This window comes from Psychrobacter sp. CX97 (genome assembly GCF_057396285.1).
The window spans coordinates 1-18,219 of the sequence record NZ_JBXYJE010000003.1; the positions used below are offsets into that span (position 1 = coordinate 1).

At 40.5% G+C, this 18,219-nt stretch carries 19 protein-coding genes; 10 read left to right on the forward strand and 9 right to left on the reverse strand.

All coding sequences use genetic code 11. From position 1 onward, the window contains the following. The coding region (locus AC2SLL_RS02960) for a calcium-binding protein (RefSeq protein ID WP_486530196.1) at positions 1–924 on the forward strand (924 nt) is incomplete at its 5' end. Between the two features lie 170 nt (positions 925–1,094). On the opposite strand, the gene AC2SLL_RS02965 is transcribed toward AC2SLL_RS02960, so the two are convergent. Then, positions 1,095–1,616 (reverse strand): RNA pyrophosphohydrolase, encoded by a 522-nt coding sequence (locus tag AC2SLL_RS02965; RefSeq protein WP_486530197.1) that lies wholly within the window; start codon positions 1,614–1,616, stop codon positions 1,095–1,097. A gap of 356 nt (positions 1,617–1,972) precedes the next feature. On the opposite strand from AC2SLL_RS02965, the gene AC2SLL_RS02970 reads away from it, so the two are divergent. The 4 genes from AC2SLL_RS02970 to AC2SLL_RS02985 all read left to right on the forward strand — a co-directional run bounded on the left by AC2SLL_RS02970 (position 1,973) and on the right by AC2SLL_RS02985 (position 5,758). Continuing rightward, positions 1,973–2,317, forward strand: coding sequence for a hypothetical protein (locus tag AC2SLL_RS02970; protein WP_486530198.1), 345 nt, complete (start codon positions 1,973–1,975; stop codon positions 2,315–2,317). Between the two features lie 293 nt (positions 2,318–2,610). After that, on the forward strand, positions 2,611–4,551 hold the full coding sequence (locus tag AC2SLL_RS02975) for an autotransporter domain-containing protein (RefSeq protein ID WP_486530199.1): 1,941 nt from the start codon (positions 2,611–2,613) through the stop codon (positions 4,549–4,551). A gap of 227 nt (positions 4,552–4,778) precedes the next feature. Then, positions 4,779–5,195, forward strand: coding sequence for an OsmC family protein (locus AC2SLL_RS02980; RefSeq protein ID WP_486530418.1), 417 nt, complete (start codon positions 4,779–4,781; stop codon positions 5,193–5,195). A 137-nt stretch (positions 5,196–5,332) separates the two neighbouring features. Continuing rightward, the gene (locus AC2SLL_RS02985; RefSeq protein ID WP_486530200.1) at positions 5,333–5,758 is read left to right on the forward strand and encodes an MAPEG family protein; all 426 of its coding nucleotides are present in this window, start codon (positions 5,333–5,335) and stop codon (positions 5,756–5,758) included. A gap of 40 nt (positions 5,759–5,798) precedes the next feature. Here AC2SLL_RS02985 and AC2SLL_RS02990 read toward each other — a convergent pair whose 3' ends face one another. The 8 genes from AC2SLL_RS02990 to AC2SLL_RS03025 all read right to left on the reverse strand — a co-directional run bounded on the left by AC2SLL_RS02990 (position 5,799) and on the right by AC2SLL_RS03025 (position 12,454). Next, complete coding sequence (locus tag AC2SLL_RS02990) at positions 5,799–6,767, reverse strand: tRNA dihydrouridine synthase (protein ID WP_486530201.1); 969 nt, start codon at positions 6,765–6,767, stop codon at positions 5,799–5,801. A 142-nt stretch (positions 6,768–6,909) separates the two neighbouring features. Further along, positions 6,910–7,065 (reverse strand): hypothetical protein, encoded by a 156-nt coding sequence (locus tag AC2SLL_RS02995; protein WP_486530202.1) that lies wholly within the window; start codon positions 7,063–7,065, stop codon positions 6,910–6,912. After that, positions 7,066–8,568 carry a UvrD-helicase domain-containing protein gene (locus AC2SLL_RS03000; RefSeq protein WP_486530203.1) on the reverse strand — a complete coding sequence of 501 codons (1,503 nt, stop codon included), beginning with the start codon at positions 8,566–8,568 and terminating at the stop codon, positions 7,066–7,068. A 279-nt stretch (positions 8,569–8,847) separates the two neighbouring features. Beyond that, positions 8,848–9,573 carry a twin-arginine translocase subunit TatC gene (tatC, locus tag AC2SLL_RS03005; protein WP_486530419.1) on the reverse strand — a complete coding sequence of 242 codons (726 nt, stop codon included), beginning with the start codon at positions 9,571–9,573 and terminating at the stop codon, positions 8,848–8,850. 140 nt (positions 9,574–9,713) lie between these two features. Then, a complete protein-coding gene (gene tatB, locus AC2SLL_RS03010) occupies positions 9,714–10,418 on the reverse strand; it encodes a Sec-independent protein translocase protein TatB (protein WP_486530204.1) in 705 nt (234 codons plus the stop codon). Between the two features lie 147 nt (positions 10,419–10,565). Further along, complete coding sequence (gene tatA / locus AC2SLL_RS03015) at positions 10,566–10,817, reverse strand: twin-arginine translocase TatA/TatE family subunit (protein WP_486530205.1); 252 nt, start codon at positions 10,815–10,817, stop codon at positions 10,566–10,568. 88 nt (positions 10,818–10,905) lie between these two features. Beyond that, the gene (gene hisIE, locus AC2SLL_RS03020; protein WP_486530206.1) at positions 10,906–11,790 is read right to left on the reverse strand and encodes a bifunctional phosphoribosyl-AMP cyclohydrolase/phosphoribosyl-ATP diphosphatase HisIE; all 885 of its coding nucleotides are present in this window, start codon (positions 11,788–11,790) and stop codon (positions 10,906–10,908) included. Between the two features lie 229 nt (positions 11,791–12,019). After that, complete coding sequence (locus AC2SLL_RS03025) at positions 12,020–12,454, reverse strand: thioesterase family protein (RefSeq protein ID WP_486530207.1); 435 nt, start codon at positions 12,452–12,454, stop codon at positions 12,020–12,022. 576 nt (positions 12,455–13,030) lie between these two features. Between AC2SLL_RS03025 and rpmI the strand changes: the two genes are divergently transcribed. From rpmI to AC2SLL_RS03050, 5 genes are all read left to right on the forward strand, one after another. Then, positions 13,031–13,228, forward strand: a complete 198-nt coding sequence (rpmI, locus tag AC2SLL_RS03030) for a 50S ribosomal protein L35 (protein ID WP_011961529.1) — start codon at positions 13,031–13,033, stop codon at positions 13,226–13,228. 95 nt (positions 13,229–13,323) lie between these two features. Further along, positions 13,324–13,680, forward strand: a complete 357-nt coding sequence (gene rplT, locus AC2SLL_RS03035; RefSeq protein WP_486530208.1) for a 50S ribosomal protein L20 — start codon at positions 13,324–13,326, stop codon at positions 13,678–13,680. Between the two features lie 554 nt (positions 13,681–14,234). Next, positions 14,235–15,245 (forward strand): phenylalanine--tRNA ligase subunit alpha, encoded by a 1,011-nt coding sequence (pheS, locus tag AC2SLL_RS03040; protein ID WP_486530420.1) that lies wholly within the window; start codon positions 14,235–14,237, stop codon positions 15,243–15,245. A 146-nt stretch (positions 15,246–15,391) separates the two neighbouring features. After that, the gene (gene pheT / locus AC2SLL_RS03045) at positions 15,392–17,806 is read left to right on the forward strand and encodes a phenylalanine--tRNA ligase subunit beta (protein ID WP_486530209.1); all 2,415 of its coding nucleotides are present in this window, start codon (positions 15,392–15,394) and stop codon (positions 17,804–17,806) included. A gap of 109 nt (positions 17,807–17,915) precedes the next feature. Then, the gene (locus AC2SLL_RS03050; RefSeq protein WP_486530210.1) at positions 17,916–18,215 is read left to right on the forward strand and encodes an integration host factor subunit alpha; all 300 of its coding nucleotides are present in this window, start codon (positions 17,916–17,918) and stop codon (positions 18,213–18,215) included. Positions 18,216–18,219 lie beyond the last annotated feature (4 nt).

Consider the following 18,219-nt stretch of genomic DNA (forward strand, 5'->3'; position numbering starts at 1 on the left):
TACGGTGGTAATGGAGATGATATTTTAATAGCTCAGGGAGGTAGTGATAACCTATATGGTGAAGGGGGTGACGATACTTTAATTCATGGGCAGAGCTCTACATCATACAAGTTGTTTAATGGTGGTGCAGGAAATGATACTTATGTCATTAGCTCAGATAATTTCCAAACATCATCTTATCTACATATCATTGATAACTATGGTTCGAACATACTGGACTTGAAGGGCTTTGATATCTCTCAAATAGAGTTAGTAAGACAAGATAGTAACCTAGAAGTTAAGGTAAATGGTGGTACTATTAATATAGGAAGTCAGTTTGCAGATTTAGGTATCGATAATATCTATTTCGATGACGGTGAAATATGGGATAGAAAGGAAATTGATAAATTGACTGGTGGAAAATGGGTTGGCAGTCAAGAAAGTGATGTTTTCGAATCAAATAGTGATTACACAGTTTTATATGGACTAGAAGGTAATGATAGTTTGAGAGGAGGAGTAAATGACGAGTACATCTACGGTGGTAATGGAGATGATATTTTAATAGCTCAGGGAGGTAGTGATAACCTATATGGTGAAGGGGGTGACGATACTTTAATTCATGGGCAGAGCTCTACATCATACAAGTTGTTTAATGGTGGTGCAGGAAATGATACTTATGTCATTAGCTCAGATAATTTCCAAACATCATCTTATCTACATATCATTGATAACTATGGTTCGAACATACTGGACTTGAAGGGCTTTGATATCTCTCAAATAGAGTTAGTAAGACAAGATAGTAACCTAGAAGTTAAGGTAAATGGTGGTACTATTAATATAGGAAGTCAGTTTGCAGATTTAGGTATCGATAATATCTACTTCGATAACGGTAATGTTTGGACTCGCATGGACTTAGAGTCGATGGTCGGCGGAACGATTATTTAAGCTAAGATAAGCAAATCACCCTGTAAATATAGCTAACAAAAAAGCCCGCATCACTGAACTGACCCCCAAAAGTTGGACACAACTTATGGGGGTCAGTTCACACTGGATACGGGCTTTTTCTATTAATAAAGTGCTAATATAAATTCATTTTAAGCAGTTAAGAGTAACTATTATACCTGAATCAAATGGTTGGTTTGCTCAGGAATGACTAACTCTGGTTTCAGGGGTAATTCACGTGCTAATTCGTGCAAAGCACGGCGATAAACCCCTCGTTTAAAATGAACCACCTGACCCAGCGGATACCAGTAACTGACCCATCTCCAATGATCAAACTCTGGTTTAGATGTATCAAAGCGGATATGTTCGGTGTTCGGTTCATCTAGCTGGAGCAAAAACCACTTTTGTTTTTGTCCAATACACAAAGGGTGTTGCCCATGACGAATGTATCGTTTAGGCAAGCGATATCTTAGCCAATTATTCGTGACGGCTAACATTTGAACGTGGCGAGGATATAATCCTACCTCCTCCCAGAGCTCTCGATACATTGCATCGATGGGGGTTTCGCCAACATCTATCCCCCCTTGCGGGAACTGCCAAGAATTATGACCAACGCGTTTCGCCCATAGAACTTGTCCTTGTGTATTTGCCAAGATGATACCGACATTGGCTCGAAAGCCGTCTGCATCAATCATGACTTAAACCTTTAAAAATTGTCGAAAATTAAAAAACACCTACTGTCAACACGTTACTTTTATCGTTCTAATATCTATTAAAAAATCATGAAATAGTAGGTTGAGAATCGTTGCTACTATTAAACCAGTAAATTATGTAAATTGGTAATTTATTTTGGTAATAATTGTTTTACATTGTTTTAAAGTACAACTAAATAAAGTTAAGCCAGTTCAGCCACTTAAGCTAGGTTAAGTGGCTTATAACAGGGTAGGAGTATTTTTGAAAAAGGGCTTTAATCATTACTTCCAACCATACCTTCTAATAAAGCAGTAGCCAATCCCGCCATTCGCTTGTATCTGCGTGGTTTAGTGAGGCAGTGTCACTAGTTAAGTTATCTCAGTTGCCTAAGCCAAATACACTAGATCAGACTTTCTATAAGTCTTTAGAAAGCGATAGACTTAACCGAGCACTACTTGATAGGATTATAGCGAGTTTTATTAACGACACTAAACATTCAGATTCAGATTATAAGGTGGGTCTAACCTATCTAAATACTAACCATTATCACTTTACCAAGCCTTTTAGCTCTTTAGTACCGCATTTTTTTAATCATCATACCCATTACACCCATCACAGACGTCAGGTAACTACCTTGCTCAGCCAAATGAATATCAAAATAGACAACACAGATTTATTACTGCTTATTAACGATATAATATAAAGAATAAAATGAGGTTCGAATAAGCATTGCTTTGTCGGGAAGTATTGATCTTTTTGCAGTCAGGCCTGCTGAGTTGTTAACGTCCTAAAACTGCCATAGAATCAAATACGTTGTCCTTTAATTTTGCCCAGCAAATCAATTGCCAGCCCACTATAAACGCTATACACTAAACTTTATAAACCGCTTGTATATACGACATGGAAGCTACCCAGTAGACTATCAACCAAGTTACTCAGCAAAATATTAAATACAGTATTAAACAAATTATCAAGCAAGTTACCAAGGAAGCCACAATGCCCCACACTACTACGCCTATCTACAACGCACCTAGAATGCTCACTAAAAGTATGTTGACCATTGCATTATATGCAGTAGTGGTAGGTCCTGCACATGCGGATAGTCATTACAACAGTATTACCTTCTTTGGCGATAGCCTAACTGACGGGGGTTACTTTTCACCAGTGACGCAACAAATTTCTGGTGTGACTGAATCAGGACAATTTACTACCAATCCAGACGATACATGGGCAACCCCTTTTGCCCATCAGCAGGGTCTTACCTCTTTGGCCAATACATTTGGTGACCAAACAGGTGATCAAGCTGTTCATAACCAAGCAATTAATAACTATGCCATCGGTGGGGCAAAAGCGGGTGTGGAAGTAACCAATAGTAACTTTGGCTTTGACATTCCCGTCGCTTCTGCCAGTAGTCAAATAGACCAGTATTTAGCCAATAATAAAATAGACCCTAATGGTTTATATGTGGTGTGGGCAGGTGCAAATGATCTGCTTGCCGCTTCAGAAGATAGTGCCAATGCTCGAAACATCATAGGTTCAGCGGTTAATAGTCAGGTTATGAACATCAAAAAGCTGAGTGATAAGGGGGCAAAGTATATTTTAGTGCCTAATATTCCAGATATTGGCTTGACGCCTGATGTGGTAGGAACTGCTGCTCAAGGGCCTAGCACTTATGTTACCAATCAGTTTAACCAAGCTATGTTAGAGGGTGCTGATAACATTGATGCAAATGTCATACCGCTAGACACTTTTGGCTTGCTACAGCAGGTTGCAGCATCGCCTGAAACATACGGCTTCAACAATGTGACAGACAAGGCATGTTTGACTGACAGCTCCTTAATTTGCGGAAAAGCAGCGCGAGTAACAGCAGATGCCAATGAGACCTACTTTTTTGCTGATAGCGTTCACCCAACTGGGCAAGCTCATAAAATGATTGCAGATTATGCCAATGCTGTCGTTACTGCACCAAACCAGATGGCGATTTTACCGCATTTAGCAACCACAGCAGGATTTGCTACCAATGAGCGCTTGCAGTCACATATCAACCAGACCCAAAGCGCTAATGGCTCTTTAACGACTAACTCTTTAAATAACAGCGCTATCAGAGCGACACGTAACGTTTGGGCAACGGGCGATGTTCAAGGCCAAGATATTGATAATCTTGAAAGTAGCGGTAATGCTCAATTATTAGTGGGTATGGATTTTGCCTACGCTAATTCGGCACATGCAGTGACGGGAATATACGCTAATATCACTAAAAAAGAATTTAATAATAACAATGTCGTCTCTGGGCTTAGTGATATTGAACTAGATGAGTTTGGAGTTGGCGTCTATCACAGCAATACATTTGATAATCTTGGCGGTATACAAGTTAATGGTGCATTAGGATTTGGTAAGCTGGATATGGATGTTACCCGAGCTGTGACACTAAGAGATTATACGCAAAAGTTTAAGTCGAACGCTGATGGAAAGCGGTATTATGCCAATTTGCAAGCGGGCTACCCTATGCAGTTTAGCCATACAACAATGACGCCATATCTGGGTGCATCAGTTAGCCGAGTTAATATAGATGCGCTAAAAGAAGTCGAAATGTCGGGTATAGCTATGCAGTTTGATGAGCAAGAATACACTACCAGCTATGGCAAGATTGGGCTAAAAGGAAATAGAAACCTTAGTGAGACCCTGAATTTATTTGGGGACGTTTATTATCAAAAGCAGCTATCTGATGATCAGGAGGCGGTCACTGCCCGATTAAATAGCTTGCCAGATAATAGTTTTACCACGCCTCAGCCAGCATTAGATGAGGATAGCTTTGGTATGACTGTGGGTTTGTCTCGTCAATTTGGTCCGTTTAACGCTAACGCTGGTGTGACTCATAAAAACGCTAAAGAGGATGATGCAACCAGTGTGTTTGTTGGATTCAGTAGAGCGTTTTAACCCGTAACCTCTAAAGGTTTTAATTTTTGGACTAAGAGTCTTAGAATGAAAGCTAAGCATTACCTTTAAAACATGCCAAGCGTGGATATGTGCTTGGCATGTTCCATCATATACTTTAGGGTGCCGCAAACTCTTTAAGATTACCTTTTATAAAAAATCTTGAGACAAACGCAATAAATAAGGATAACCGCATGAGCAACCAAACACCTGTTCAAACACCAGCAGATATGCCACTGCAAGGCAGCGTAGTATGGAAAGAAGACAAGCATTTTTTAGGAACAGCGCCATCTGGACAAACAGTAGATATTGATGCCAATAAAATAGCTGGTGCAAGCCCAATGGAGCTCATTTTGTTAGGGTTAGGAGGCTGTGCCAGTTATGATGTCGTCGGTATATTACAAAAAGGGCGTCAGGATATTAAAGACGTTCGTTGTGAATTGTCTGCCATTCGTGCCGATAGCGTGCCTGCGGTCTATACAGATATTCATCTAAACTTTGTCGTTACTGGTAAAAATATAAAAGAAAGCCTAGTGGCAAAAGCGGTCGAATTATCTGCGGAAAAATACTGCTCGGCCAGTCGAATGTTAGCATTAGGTGGGGTTAATATCACTCATAGCTTTGAAGTAGATGCCAGCGAAGGCTAAGGTCTGCCCTCAAAGGTAAAAAGGTAAGTTTAACTTGCTTTAGAATATAACTTTGTTCCATCACTTAACCAAATGATGTTTATATAAACATAAGAAAAACAAGATAAGCCAAAGACGAGCATTAGAAGGAAAGTAAAATGAGTTGGTTTTTCGTATTAATACCGCAGTCCGCTAGTGTGGCCATTTGGGCAATGGTGGCCGCCAGCATACTACCCATTTTTTTTGCGATGTTGGCAAAGGTTTTGGGCGAGTTTCATATGGCAGATAATGCCCATCCGCGCGAAACGGTTGCTAAGTTTAGTGGTAAGGCAGCTCGTGCTAATGCTGCTCAACAAAATAGCTTTGAAACCTTACCTGTGTTTTTAGCTTCAGTAATTGTCGCTATGCTCTTTTTTGTGCCTCAAGTTGTCATTAATAACTTAGCAGTGATGTATGTCGTGATTCGAATCGCTTACGGCATTGCCTACATTATTAACTTACCAACATTCCGCTCCATTCTATGGGGCTTATCCATGGTCTGTTGTTTTATGTTATTTTACTTAGCCATTCGTGTCAGTAGTTAATTATTTCCTGATTGTCGGACTAATTTTATTTTGAGCAAACTTAAATAGAATCTTCCAATGCTCTAATAATGACTTGCTTGTCTTTAACTCGTTTAATGATGTCCCATGTTTGCTTCGCTTCAACATATCCTTTAGACAGCATAGCAATCCATTGTTTATAACGGCCTACTAAAACGGTGTCGTTTTTAGCGTCACCATGCAAAAATGCAATTTGGTAGGGTAGTAGCTGTTGCCATGCTAATTCTGCACTGGATTCATCAACTTGAGCCACTAAATCTGGGCGTGTTACTGCGCCACGACCAAGCATCAAATGAGGGGTTTGCGCCTTTATCATACAGTTTTGTGCATGCTCCGTATTCCATATCTCGCCATTTGCAATAATGGGAATAGGTAAGTCATTAAAACGGGCTATTTTCTCCCAATAGGCAGGTGGTTTATAGCCTTGAGTCTTGGTACGGGCGTGAATGGTTAGCCAGTCAGCACCGCTATCAGTAATGGCCTTTTGAATGTCATCCATGTTAGTGGTATCGGTATAGCCCAAGCGTATTTTAGCGGATACAGGAATGTCGGTTGGAACGGCAGTACGTACCGCAGAGATAATATCTCGCATTAATGTTGGCTCATCCAGTAATACACTACCACCTCGATGGTTATTTACTGTTTTAGCAGGACAACCAAAGTTTAGATCAATGGCTAAGGCACCCAGTTCACAAGCGGCTAAGGCGTTTTCTGCCATGAGTTCAGGGTTACTGCCTAAAAGCTGAACATGGATTGGGGTGCCACTTTGAGTCTTGCTTTCGGTTTTAAGCTCTGGAACATAACGGTAAAACACATGATTAGGTAACACGTGTTGAGTAACCCGAATAAACTCACTGACCGACCAATCGTAAGGACGCCCTAAGTCATAGGCAATCTGAGTGAGTATCTGCCGCATTAACGGGTCAGATAGACCTTCCATTGGTGCGAGCAGTCGTACAGGGGTTGAGAAAAACTGAGTTGAAAATGACATAAAGGTCACACATAACGATCTTACATTAGAGGAGGTTTGCAATACCAAAGTTGTAGTGTTTAATGACAGCGCATTCGCTTAGCAACGTTTGTATATCCGTACTTTTAGTACCATGACACTCATTGGCGGTTTGCTCCGAATCTTATAGATAAATATCTATAAGGTAGTCGCCGATATCATAAGCAGCCCAGTTTGGTATACCACCACACTTTACTTTATAATGGCTAGAATATTTATTTTGTTCGGCTAACCCAAGCGTATAACTGGCTTCAATAAGTGCATTGTCTTTGACTAGCAATTAAGACCCATAAATCACTTTTTTACCCGACTTAAGACCTGATATCAAATCACTAATATTATGAATATCTAAGTTATCTTGCGCTCGGGTACAGGCGACATATAAAAGACGCAGCTCTTCTGGGCTAATTTTTACACCGTTAGTTGTCACATCATAATAAAAGTCATCATCCAATTGCACTCGAGACCATTCAAGTCCTTTGGCTTTATGGGCAGTAGAGATGACATAATCGGCATCTTTGACATCTGTCAAACTGTTTACCGCTTTGGTTAAGACATTTGTACCGTGGTCGTCTACCAATTTTACCAAAGTTTTTAAATCGCTACCTTCGTTAGTTTCGGCGTAATCTTGCACATCTGCCCATTGATAAAAATAGGCTAATTCTGGAACGCCATAAGCAGATTTTCCTGCTTTTAGGCTTTCAGCTGCTTTACAGAACTTCAACATTCTATCGGCATCGGCTTGCAAGGCAACCTTGTGACCATTTTTTAGACCAGACAATAATTGTGCCATGGCTGAGGCATTGGTCCGACATAAGATGGCGTCTTTTTTGCCATGTAATAATGATTTAGCCGTACCAGATTTTTTATTGGGATTGCCTTTTAAAGGGACGTCTTCTTGCAACGCCTTTAATAGTAGGTTCGCCACCTCAGCAATCGGCTCTCCAAAGCGAAAAGATTGAGTCAACAGAGTTTGCGGTAACGGTAATTTCTTCATGGCATTCACTGCGCCACGCCATTCGTAAATCTGCTGATGCGCATCACCCACATAAATGACTTGGCGAGGCTGTTGAGTCAAGATACCCATCATTAATGGGTCAGCATCCTGCGCTTCATCGAATAAAATGAAATCAGCAGGAATAGCAGGTTTTGATAACGCCCAGAGCTTCAGGTAAATATCATGACCGATGCCTGCAGGATGGCGTGGGTCAATAGATTGCAGCCAGCGTTGTTCCACAGCAGGGTACAGAGCCTCTCGTAATTGCTCGGTATCAGACTCGCTCATCCAGCTGGGTAACAGTATATGGCGCGGGGCAGGATAGCTGGCATGAGTACTACAAAAGTTGCTGACCGCATCGCTGACAAAACGGGCTTGGCGGGCAGGCGTCAGATTCACATAACTACTTTTGCCATCCATTTGACGCCGCACTTGTACCGTGCGCAATCCTAAATCATCGCCCAAACGTTTGGGAGAAAATCTTGGTAGTGACAATTTGGCGGTTATATCACGAGGTACATGACGATAGGCCAATGAGTGAAACGTACGGCAATCAACATGTCCTGGAAATTTCTGCTTGGCTTCTGTGGCAATGCCTTTGTTAAAGGCTAAATAAAGGCCTCTTCCGCGCAGTCTTTCACCAATAAGTTTTAAAGTCGTGGTCTTACCCGCTCCGGCATAAGCCACTACTTTAAATGATTTACCATCCATTGCCATATTCAGCGCAGCCAATTGTTCATCAGTTGGGTCGCTCATATAGGCGGGCATTGGTGCGTTTGCAGACATATCTATACCTGTTTATTTCTTAAATCGCTAAAAAAGCCATTGACGAGGCAATGGCAAAATCATAACAAAACACTCTAAATTGAATCGTTAACCTTATGGAGGGTCTAAAAAGCCATAATTTGATGGCATAAACCGATATAAATATTTAGCGTTTGCTCTTGATATCCCTTTGATTTCATTATACCAGTTAAGGCTTCCTATATTTTAAATACCAGTATCTTAAATACCTATACCCAATGCTAGATATTTGGGGTAATTTGAGACGTCTACAAAGCAACTTTAATCAACGGTTACTGCAGACTTTTTCTCTTTAACCAACATACGTGCCATTAATAAGCCGAATTCAAATAGCAGTATCATAGGTAGTGCCAATAAAAACATAGAAGGCACATCAGGAGGAGACATGACGCCAGCAGCAGCAAAGCAAGCGACAATCACATAACGGCGTTTACTGGCTAAACTTGCAACAGAAACAATACCGGTAATAACCAGGATGAGAACCACAACGGGAATTTCAAAGGTAATACCAAACATCATAAGCAGTTTAGTAACAAAGCTTAAATAGCTTTCAATGTCTGTCATCGGTTGTACGCTAGAAGGTGCGAAGGCGATTAAGAAGCCAAGTGCTCGTTTTAAAACAATAAAATAAGCAAAGGCAACACCCGTGTAAAACAGTAAGATGGAAGACAATAAGATAGGTACTGCAATACGCTTTTCATGCTTATATAATCCTGGCGCAACAAATGACCAAATTTGATATAAAATGAAGGGCATGGCCACGAATGCCGCCACTAGAAGGGTTAGGCGAATGGGTGCCATAAAGTTGGCAACAGGATCAATCGCAATCATGGTGGAGGCGGCAGGCAAAATATCTACCAAAGGCTGTGAAATAAAATCGTATAGTTCACGAGAGAAACCTACCAACACCAAAAAGATAATACCAACCACTACCATGATTTTAATTAAGTGCAAGCGCAGCTCAATGAGGTGCTCAGTGATTGGCATATCAGTCAGACTATCCAGACCCTCTGATTTAGCTGGCTGTTCAGAGGTGCTGTGTTCAGCAGTGCTTGGGTCAGATTTATGCTGTGATACGCTATCTGGATACGTGGATTTTGGGTTGGTTTTGTCAGATTTAAATAAACTCATGATGCCACCTTAGGATTGCTAGGAGGCAGTTTTTTATCAGCACGACTATCAGCAGAGTGACCAGCGTTCATCAATGAGGTGGCTTTGTAGTCTGGCAACAGAGGGGCAGGGGGCAAGCGACGTTTTTTGTCATAGTCGCCCAATAAAAACCACATATTTTCCCATGGTCGTGTTACTGCTACAGAGGGTAGATAATCTGATTCAATACGAGATAGCGTATGCGGAGCGGTAGGACTTGCTTCCGTATTATCCAGCTGCTCGCTGTCTAGTTGCCTACTATTTTTTTGCGACTTTGAAATGTTCACCGGTACTATTGGGGGGTTGGTTTGAATTGTACTATGATCAGTGTCAACGTGATCAGTGTCAACGGTTCCCATCTTGGTAAAAGAGTCTTCGATTTCATTTAATTCTGAGTGTTGTTGTTTCTTAAAAGTCTCCATATTACCGCGTAATTGCGCCATCTCTTTTTGCATCTCAGCTTCAGCTTGGCGAATCATTTCAAGCTCTTTTTGCAGTTGCTGTCGGGTTTCGGCTAAGTCAAGCTCAGCTTCCATTTCAGCTTTTAAGGTGCTCGCTGTTCGACGAAATTTAGCATAGTAAGTACCTGCTGTGCGTACAGCTTGAGGCAATTTCTCTGGTCCAAGGACAATGAGCGCAATTATCCCAAATACCATAAGTTCGTAAAAACTAAAGTCAAACATAATTACCCATTGTCCTATGCCATGATCTACTACCACTCTAAGGCGCAGAGTTGGGACTATAATCAAACCGTTTTTAAAATTAGTAGACTATACGAAACAAGTCAATGCTTTGTTAAAGTGTAAAAGTTAGGTAATAAATCACAGCGCCTATAATTGATGGTCTTTAGCTTTGACTTCCTCAACTTTTGCATTAACATCAACATCGTTGTCCACACTGGCTTGATGGTCAATGACAGTATGTTTATTAGCGTGTGCTTCATTCTCATCTTTAACGGCATCTTTAAAGCCTTTAACCGCACCGCCAAGGTCTTTTCCAGCATTCTTAAGCTTTGTGGTACCAAAAATTAGAAGGGCAATACCAAGAATAATTAATAACTGCATTGGAGATAGGCTCATCATCGTATCCTGTCGATTAAATTAGATTTAAAAACCGTATGTTACGTTAACACTGCTTAAAATTAGTTAATGGTTTGTCTTAGATAATGTATTAAGCTATTCTGCTGTTTTTTTCTTCAATACCTGATAGCCCAAATCGTCGTGCTAATTCAGTTAAAATCATATTCGAGTCGAGATTAAACCACGCTAATGTGACTAACGTGTGAAACCACAAGTCGGCAATTTCGTATACCAGATCATTAACTAAAGTAGCATCAGTAGTTTGATTACTCCCTTGCGCTGCAGTAGCCAAATCTTTAGCCGCAAGAATGGCTTCAACTGACTCTTCGCCAACTTTCTCTAAAATCTTATTAATACCTCTCGCATATAAGCTTGCGACGTATGAGCTGTCAGCATCCGCTTGTTTTCGCTCAGACAATACGGCATCTAATTGACGCAAAAGGTTTTGCGCATCAAGAACTTTATTTTTGCCAACATCGTTACTGATGTCATCAGTATGTGCTATTTTTACATTATCAGATACTGTATTTTCTGTAGGGCTGTATATATCTTTAGGGTCTTTTAATACTGGCGCGACAACCTCCCAGTTTGGGGAAGTACTATCTGATATGTCTAAGCGGCGAAAAAAGCACGACTTTCTGCCAGTGTGGCAAGCAATTCCACCAATTTGAGTGACCGACAAAACGATAACATCGGCATCGCAATCTAAAAAAATGTCATGTACTAACTGCGTATGCCCCGAAGTTTCCCCTTTGTGCCAGAGTTTGTTACGAGAGCGTGAATAATAAACGGCAGTTTTGGTTTGGACTGTTTGCTGTAGTGATTCCGCGTTCATCCAAGCCATCATTAGAATGTCGCCTGTTTGTTTATCATGAGCTATAGCAGGTATTAATCCATCTTTATTGAAGGCAACTTCTTCGAGCCAATGAGATGTAGTATTGGTTTTATGAGTAGGATCTGAGGCGGGGTTGGACATTTTGTGCACCCTAAGTTCTAGAGCGTGCCATCGGTTATATAGATCGTATTATAATCGTCAAATTTAGCGGATGGCACGGCCCAATACTAAAATTTTATGTTAAAGAATATCAGTTTATTTCAGCAGTAAATATAGCAGATATTACGTTGATATCTAATTTTAGCTATATTCATTAACCAGTATATAGACTTACCGACAAATCAGCATTAATTTATCATAAAATAAACGTTTACGAACGGACATCTAAAGCCTGAATGACAGAGGGGCTCATGGGGGTAATTTCATTCGCACGGTAATCATAATTAACAAAATTAATAAGGGCTTTAGCCACAACAGCATTGTCGTACATACTAGACACTTTAATCAGCAGCTCACCGCCATCTCGAGCAAGATTGCTCACACCAACTTCAAACAATAACTTTTGACGTACCCGTGCCCGACGTACAATGTTAATAATTATATCGTTGGCGATCAGCGCGTGAAACTCATCATTGATGTCTTTAATACCTCGAGAGAAAAAAAAACGCGCTCTTGCTTCAATTAGCAAGGCGGTCAATGAATCGATTGTAATTAGTTCGCCAACATCAATTTCATTATGGCGCACAGACATCACAGTTTCAAAAATAAAATTGCCTTTACTCGTATCAATATTGATTCTAGCCATATGGGTTACTCCTAAGGCTTACACCATAGTATGATTAATTTACAGGTATTATACTTTTTTTTTAAAACGCCCTAACTTTGTTAAATTTGTTAAGGCTCTCCTTTTTAAAGCTAGCACTAATTATCTATCTTATCAGATTAGTTTTAGGATTTAGGCGTAGGTAATTAAAAAGAGTTATATTCGTTATTTTACATTAAATATACGCCTAAGTCGGAAAAATCGACCGTAAGTCGGGAAACATTCATAAATAAGTCGTTTTTTTGATAGCAAACTTGTTCTTATCAAGTCTTCTTATATCTTTTTTACTTGCTAAATGATTTGATTGAACATTGAATTTGTATAAAGTGCTTGCTAAATATTGGCATAATCATAATATAGAGAATAGGTGTTGGTTAACCGTAAAACATCTGCTATAATGCGCGCTTCCCACCTCAAGGCACATATTTAATGGCTTTAAACTAGGTAATTTACCTAAAAAAATCATAATGAAATATGCTGACAAACAGGTTTTCCCTTGGCTGTTAGATGGGTTACATTCGTGATAACTGATACTAACAACAAAGATAAGAGGTTCTTATGAAAGTTAAAATGAAAACGAAACGTGGTGCCGCTAAGCGTTTCAAAAAAACGGCTAACGGTTTTAAGCGTAAGCAAGCATTTAAGCGTCACATTCTGACCAAAAAGTCTCCTAAGCGTATTCGCCAATTACGTGGTACGAAACTGGTACACGTTGCTGATGTAGCTGCGGTTCGCCGTATGTGTCCATATATCTAAACCCACTTAATTTCTATCGACCTTGTATAACCTTTTATAATTAGTTTTATTTAAGAATATAAGTTCAGGCAAATCAATTTTTTTAGGAGTATTTTATGGCCCGTGTAAAACGTGGTGTTCAAGCAAATCGTCGTCACAAGAAAATTTTAAAGCGTGCTAAAGGTTATTATGGCGCTCGCTCAAGAGTTTATCGTGTCGCTGTACAAGCAGTTACTAAAGCTGGTCAATATGCTTACCGTGACCGTCGCAATAAAAAGCGTACTTTCCGCCGTTTATGGATTGCACGTATAAATGCTGGCGCACGCTTAAATGGTTTAACTTATAGCCGTTTCATCAATGGTTTGAAAAGAGCAAATATCGAAATCGATCGTCGTGTTTTAGCGGATATCGCTATGCATGATGCCCCTGCTTTTACTGCATTGACGGAAAAAGCGAAAGCTGCTTTGGCTTAATGAGTCATTATTAATTTAATGAGGTTCCTGCCTTATTCAGAAAGCCATCGATATTCGATGGCTTTTTTAGTTTTATTTGCTTACAATTAAAGTAGGTCTATATTAAGTATTTGTTTTACTTATGTAAGCTAATTACAGAGGCTGTTATAGCTTATAGTTTGTCTCAAATAAATCCACTACGGTGTTGAGCGCCCTGAATATACTCATTTTACTATTTGAGATTGGTCGCCTTGTAGAGAAATTATTTGAGTGCGACTATAGTAGACACGATATATAATCAGTATATAAAGCATCTAAACTCTATAAAATAAAGTATCTAAGCACTATGAAATAATTAGCGCTGAGCGTTGACGGATCAGCGTATTGAAAGATTTTTCTTACTCATAGTACACCCATCCCATAAATTTATTTTGGCAAATTGCTGATAGCAAATACACTCTGAGAATGCTCACATGACTCAATCTGAAATTTTATCGACCAATTCATCATCAAATAATTCAGTACAAGAGGCCTCAAAGCGCAGTGTCGCAGATATTATGGCTAGCTTGCCTGAAATGACAAACGCTTTGAGTGAGTTGACAGAGTGTCAACTACAGGATTATGTGGCAGCGATTCAGTCGGCGCTAGGCGACATTGCAACGGCTACAGACTTACAGCAAATGCGAGTTAACTTGACAGGTAAAAAAAGTGCGCTTACTGGTTGGTCGAAGCAGATGGGTAAACTGAGTGTTGATGATAAGAAGATGAAAGGCGGTTGGTTGCATAATGTACGAACTAAAGTTAATGATGCCTTAAATAGACAACAAGCTATTATTGATCAAGCAGCCTTAGATGCCAAGCTGTCTACTGAGCGCATTGACATTACATTACCAGCGCGTGGTCAGAGAAAAGGGCAACTTCATCCAGTTACTATGACTGCTCAGCGTATGCAGCGGTTTTTTATGCAAGCGGGATTTAATGTAGCGACCGGGCCAGAAGTTGAAAGTGATTACTACAATTTTGAGGCGCTTAATATCCCATCACATCATCCTGCACGAGCCATGCATGATACCTTCTATTTTGATGCGCATTATTTATTACGTACGCATACCAGCCCTGTACAAATTCGCACGATGACAAATAATAAGCCTCCTATTCGTATTGTCTGTCCTGGTCGTGTTTATCGCTGCGATTCAGATCAAACACATTCGCCAATGTTCCATCAGCTAGAAGGTTTAATGGTCACTGAGCGCACAACATTTACTGAGCTAAAAGGCTTAATAAATGAGTTTTTAGAAGCCTTCTTTGGTAAAAAACTTACTGTGCGCTTCCGCCCCTCCTTTTTTCCGTTTACAGAGCCCTCGGCAGAGGTTGATATATTAGATGATAATGGTAAGTGGTTAGAGGTTATGGGCTGCGGTATGGTACACCCTAAGGTACTGACTAACTGCGGTATCGATAGTGATAAATATACTGGATTTGCCTTTGGTATGGGGATTGAGCGTTTTGCCATGCTGTATTATGGCATTGATGATTTACGCTTATTTTTCCAAAATGACGTACGCTTCTTACGTCAATTTGGTTAAAGACAATGTCAGGTAATAAAATAGCACGTTATACTATCGGCTATACTTTTTGGCGGATTATACGATATGAGTTAGCCCCATACTTGGTTTCATATAAAGATCAATACGACGACTTATATAATAATTGAATACCTTTTGAGACTTCTATGAAAATTAGTGAACAGTGGTTACGCAGCTGGGTAAACCCCAATAATGATACGCAAGCCCTTGCCAATCAGTTAACGATGGCAGGACTAGAAATTGATGATATTGCCTCGGTTGCAGCAGAGTTTAGTGGTGTGGTTGTGGGCGAAGTGATAGATGTTCAGCAGCACCCTGATGCCGATAAACTGCGAGTCACCAAGGTTAATATTGGGTCGACTTCTGAGCCACTTCAGATTGTTTGTGGGGCGCCAAATGTGCACGTTGGAATGAAGGCGCCAGTTGCTACAATTGGTGCTAAGTTACCAACTGAAGATGGCAAAGGTTTTAAAATCAAGAAGAGCAAACTGCGTGGTATTGAGTCTCAGGGTATGTTGTGCGGAGCTTCTGAGATTGATTTGCCTGATGTGGTCGACGGACTGTTTGAGTTACCGGATGATGCTCCAATTGGTACAGATATTCGTGAATACTTAGGTTTGGACAATAAAATACTCGACATCTCTATTACCCCAAACCGTGGTGATTGCTTTAGTGTGCGTGGCATTGCACGTGAGATAGGCGTTTTAAACGGTATGGCTATCGCAGCACCAGATATTACTGCTCAAGCAGGGGAGGTTGATGCCACTCAAGACGTTGTTGTTAAAGCTTCTGACGCTTGTCCACGTTATTTAGCTCAGCCAGTAATGAATATCGATCGAAGTGTCGAGACGCCAGATTGGATGCAAAAGTCTTTATTGCATAGCGGACAAAGATTGCATAACTTTTTAGTAGACGTGACCAACTATGTCCTATTAGAACTTGGTCAACCTATACATGCTTTTGATGCTGACAAAGTCGTTGGCGCTATTACAGTGCGTATTGCCAATAAAGGCGAACAATTAGAGTTACTGAATGAACAAAACATTACCTTGCATGGTGATGAGTTGGTCATTGCTGATGATGAAGGTATCTTAGCACTCGCCGGTATCATGGGTGGACTACGCAGTAGCGTTACTAATGACACAAAAAATATTATATTGGAGAGTGCTTTCTTTGATCCAATAGCTATTGCAGGGCGGGCTCGTCGCTTTGGCTTACATACCGATGCTTCTCAGCGCTTTGAGCGAGGGGTAGATTTTGAACTACCATCAACTGCATTAAACCGTGCGGTTAATTTAATCAGTCGGGTAACTAAGGGCCAAGCGGGTAATATAACCGTGATTGAGAGTATTGAGCAGCTACCTAAGCGCCCAGCGGTTAAACTCCCTTTGCCCAAAGTTGCAGAAGTTATTGGTATTGATATTGAGAAAAAACGTATTATTGATATTTTATCGCAACTTGAAATTGAAGTTAACGAAATCGAGCAGGATGGAAACGTTGTACTTAACTGCCGTCCCCCTAGCCATCGTTTTGATATTGAGATTAAGGAAGATCTTATCGAAGAAATTGCCCGTATCTATGGCTATGATAATATTCCAAGTACCTTGCCAAATCTCGGTGTAGACATGAGCTATGATGATTCGGCAGATTTAACGTATCGCTTAAAGCTGGCAATGGTAGAAGCAGGCTATATGGAGGCCATTAGCTTTAGCTTTAGTGATGAGAAGTATGAAAATATCTTAAGTGATGATGCGCTTGGAAATTTACTACCTCTTGCCAACCCTATTTCAGCTGATTTAGCAGTTATGCGTCGTACATTATTATCAAGCTTAATCCCTTGTGTGCAGCATAATTTAAATAGACAGCAAACGCGTGTGCGTTTTTTTGAAACAGGACTGAGCTTTGTCGGTGCAACTGTGAGTGAGCTTGTGCAAACGCCAAGTATCGCTATTGTTGCTACTGGGGAAGTCAACCCTGAGCAAGCACATAGCAATCGTTTGATGGACTTTTATGATTTAAAACGTGATGTAGAGCAACTCTTTCCTAATAACATAGATGATTCTGAGCTGACCTATGAGCGGAGTACCCTTGCATTTTTGCATCCAGGTCAGAGTGCTACGCTATTGTTGCATGGTGTGGTCGTAGGCTGGATGGGGCAGCTGCATCCTAGCGTTTCTGCTCAGCTTGATTTACCGACGACGTGGGTAGCACAGCTTGCTCTAGAGCCCATTTTTTCAGTAAATCGTGCAGAGAGTGAGATTAACACCCCCTCAAAATTCCCTCTAGTGCGTCGAGATATCGCATTACTTGTTGATAAAGATATACCTAAGCAAGATTTATCTATAACGATAAGCAAGGCTGGCGGAAGTTTATTGCAACATCACTGGTTATTCGATGTTTATCAGGGCAAAAATACGCCAGAAGGTGTACGTTCAGTCGCCTTTGGTTTAATATGGCAAGATGCAAATCAAACATTGTCAGACGATGTAGTTAACGCTGCAGTGGATAAAGTCATTAAAGCATTACATGACGAGCACGGCGCTACGCTTCGTGACAGTTAATGGCTATCTGACACAGTAGATGAAAATTTTTTAAGGTGCAACATTATTACGCTCAGGAAGAGCGAAATTTATAATCAAAGGGATATCAGATGATAAGGAAGCCACAGTTATGACATTAACAAAAGCAGATATGGTAGACCACCTTGTTACTAATTTAGGGTTTACTAGGCAACAAGGACGTATGGTTGTCGACTCATTTTTTGATGAAATCTCCGAAAATCTAATAGAAGGACGTGATGTCAAACTATCAGGGTTCGGTAATTTTGTATTAAAAGATAAAAAAAGCCGTCCAGGTCGTAATCCTAAAACAGGACAAGAGGTTATGGTTTCCGCGCGTCGTGTCGTAACCTTTAAGGCAGGACAAAAGCTGCGTCAACAAGTTGAAGCATTACAGTTTGTGGAAGATTAGTCGG

Coding starts and splice junctions, on each gene's coding strand:
- AC2SLL_RS02985 (WP_486530200.1), top strand. CDS start 5,333: ATGAGTTGGTTTTTCGTATTAATACCGCAGTCCGCTAGTGTGGCCATT.
- AC2SLL_RS02975 (WP_486530199.1), top strand. CDS start 2,611: ATGCCCCACACTACTACGCCTATCTACAACGCACCTAGAATGCTCACT.
- AC2SLL_RS03000 (WP_486530203.1), bottom strand. CDS start 8,568: ATGTCTGCAAACGCACCAATGCCCGCCTATATGAGCGACCCAACTGAT.
- hisIE (WP_486530206.1), bottom strand. CDS start 11,790: ATGTCCAACCCCGCCTCAGATCCTACTCATAAAACCAATACTACATCT.
- tatB (WP_486530204.1), bottom strand. CDS start 10,418: ATGTTTGACTTTAGTTTTTACGAACTTATGGTATTTGGGATAATTGCG.
- rplT (WP_486530208.1), top strand. CDS start 13,324: ATGGCCCGTGTAAAACGTGGTGTTCAAGCAAATCGTCGTCACAAGAAA.
- tatA (WP_486530205.1), bottom strand. CDS start 10,817: ATGATGAGCCTATCTCCAATGCAGTTATTAATTATTCTTGGTATTGCC.
- AC2SLL_RS02990 (WP_486530201.1), bottom strand. CDS start 6,767: ATGTCATTTTCAACTCAGTTTTTCTCAACCCCTGTACGACTGCTCGCA.
- AC2SLL_RS02980 (WP_486530418.1), top strand. CDS start 4,779: ATGCCACTGCAAGGCAGCGTAGTATGGAAAGAAGACAAGCATTTTTTA.
- AC2SLL_RS03050 (WP_486530210.1), top strand. CDS start 17,916: ATGACATTAACAAAAGCAGATATGGTAGACCACCTTGTTACTAATTTA.
- tatC (WP_486530419.1), bottom strand. CDS start 9,573: ATGCCAATCACTGAGCACCTCATTGAGCTGCGCTTGCACTTAATTAAA.
- pheT (WP_486530209.1), top strand. CDS start 15,392: ATGAAAATTAGTGAACAGTGGTTACGCAGCTGGGTAAACCCCAATAAT.
- rpmI (WP_011961529.1), top strand. CDS start 13,031: ATGAAAGTTAAAATGAAAACGAAACGTGGTGCCGCTAAGCGTTTCAAA.
- pheS (WP_486530420.1), top strand. CDS start 14,235: ATGACAAACGCTTTGAGTGAGTTGACAGAGTGTCAACTACAGGATTAT.
- AC2SLL_RS03025 (WP_486530207.1), bottom strand. CDS start 12,454: ATGGCTAGAATCAATATTGATACGAGTAAAGGCAATTTTATTTTTGAA.
- AC2SLL_RS02965 (WP_486530197.1), bottom strand. CDS start 1,616: ATGATTGATGCAGACGGCTTTCGAGCCAATGTCGGTATCATCTTGGCA.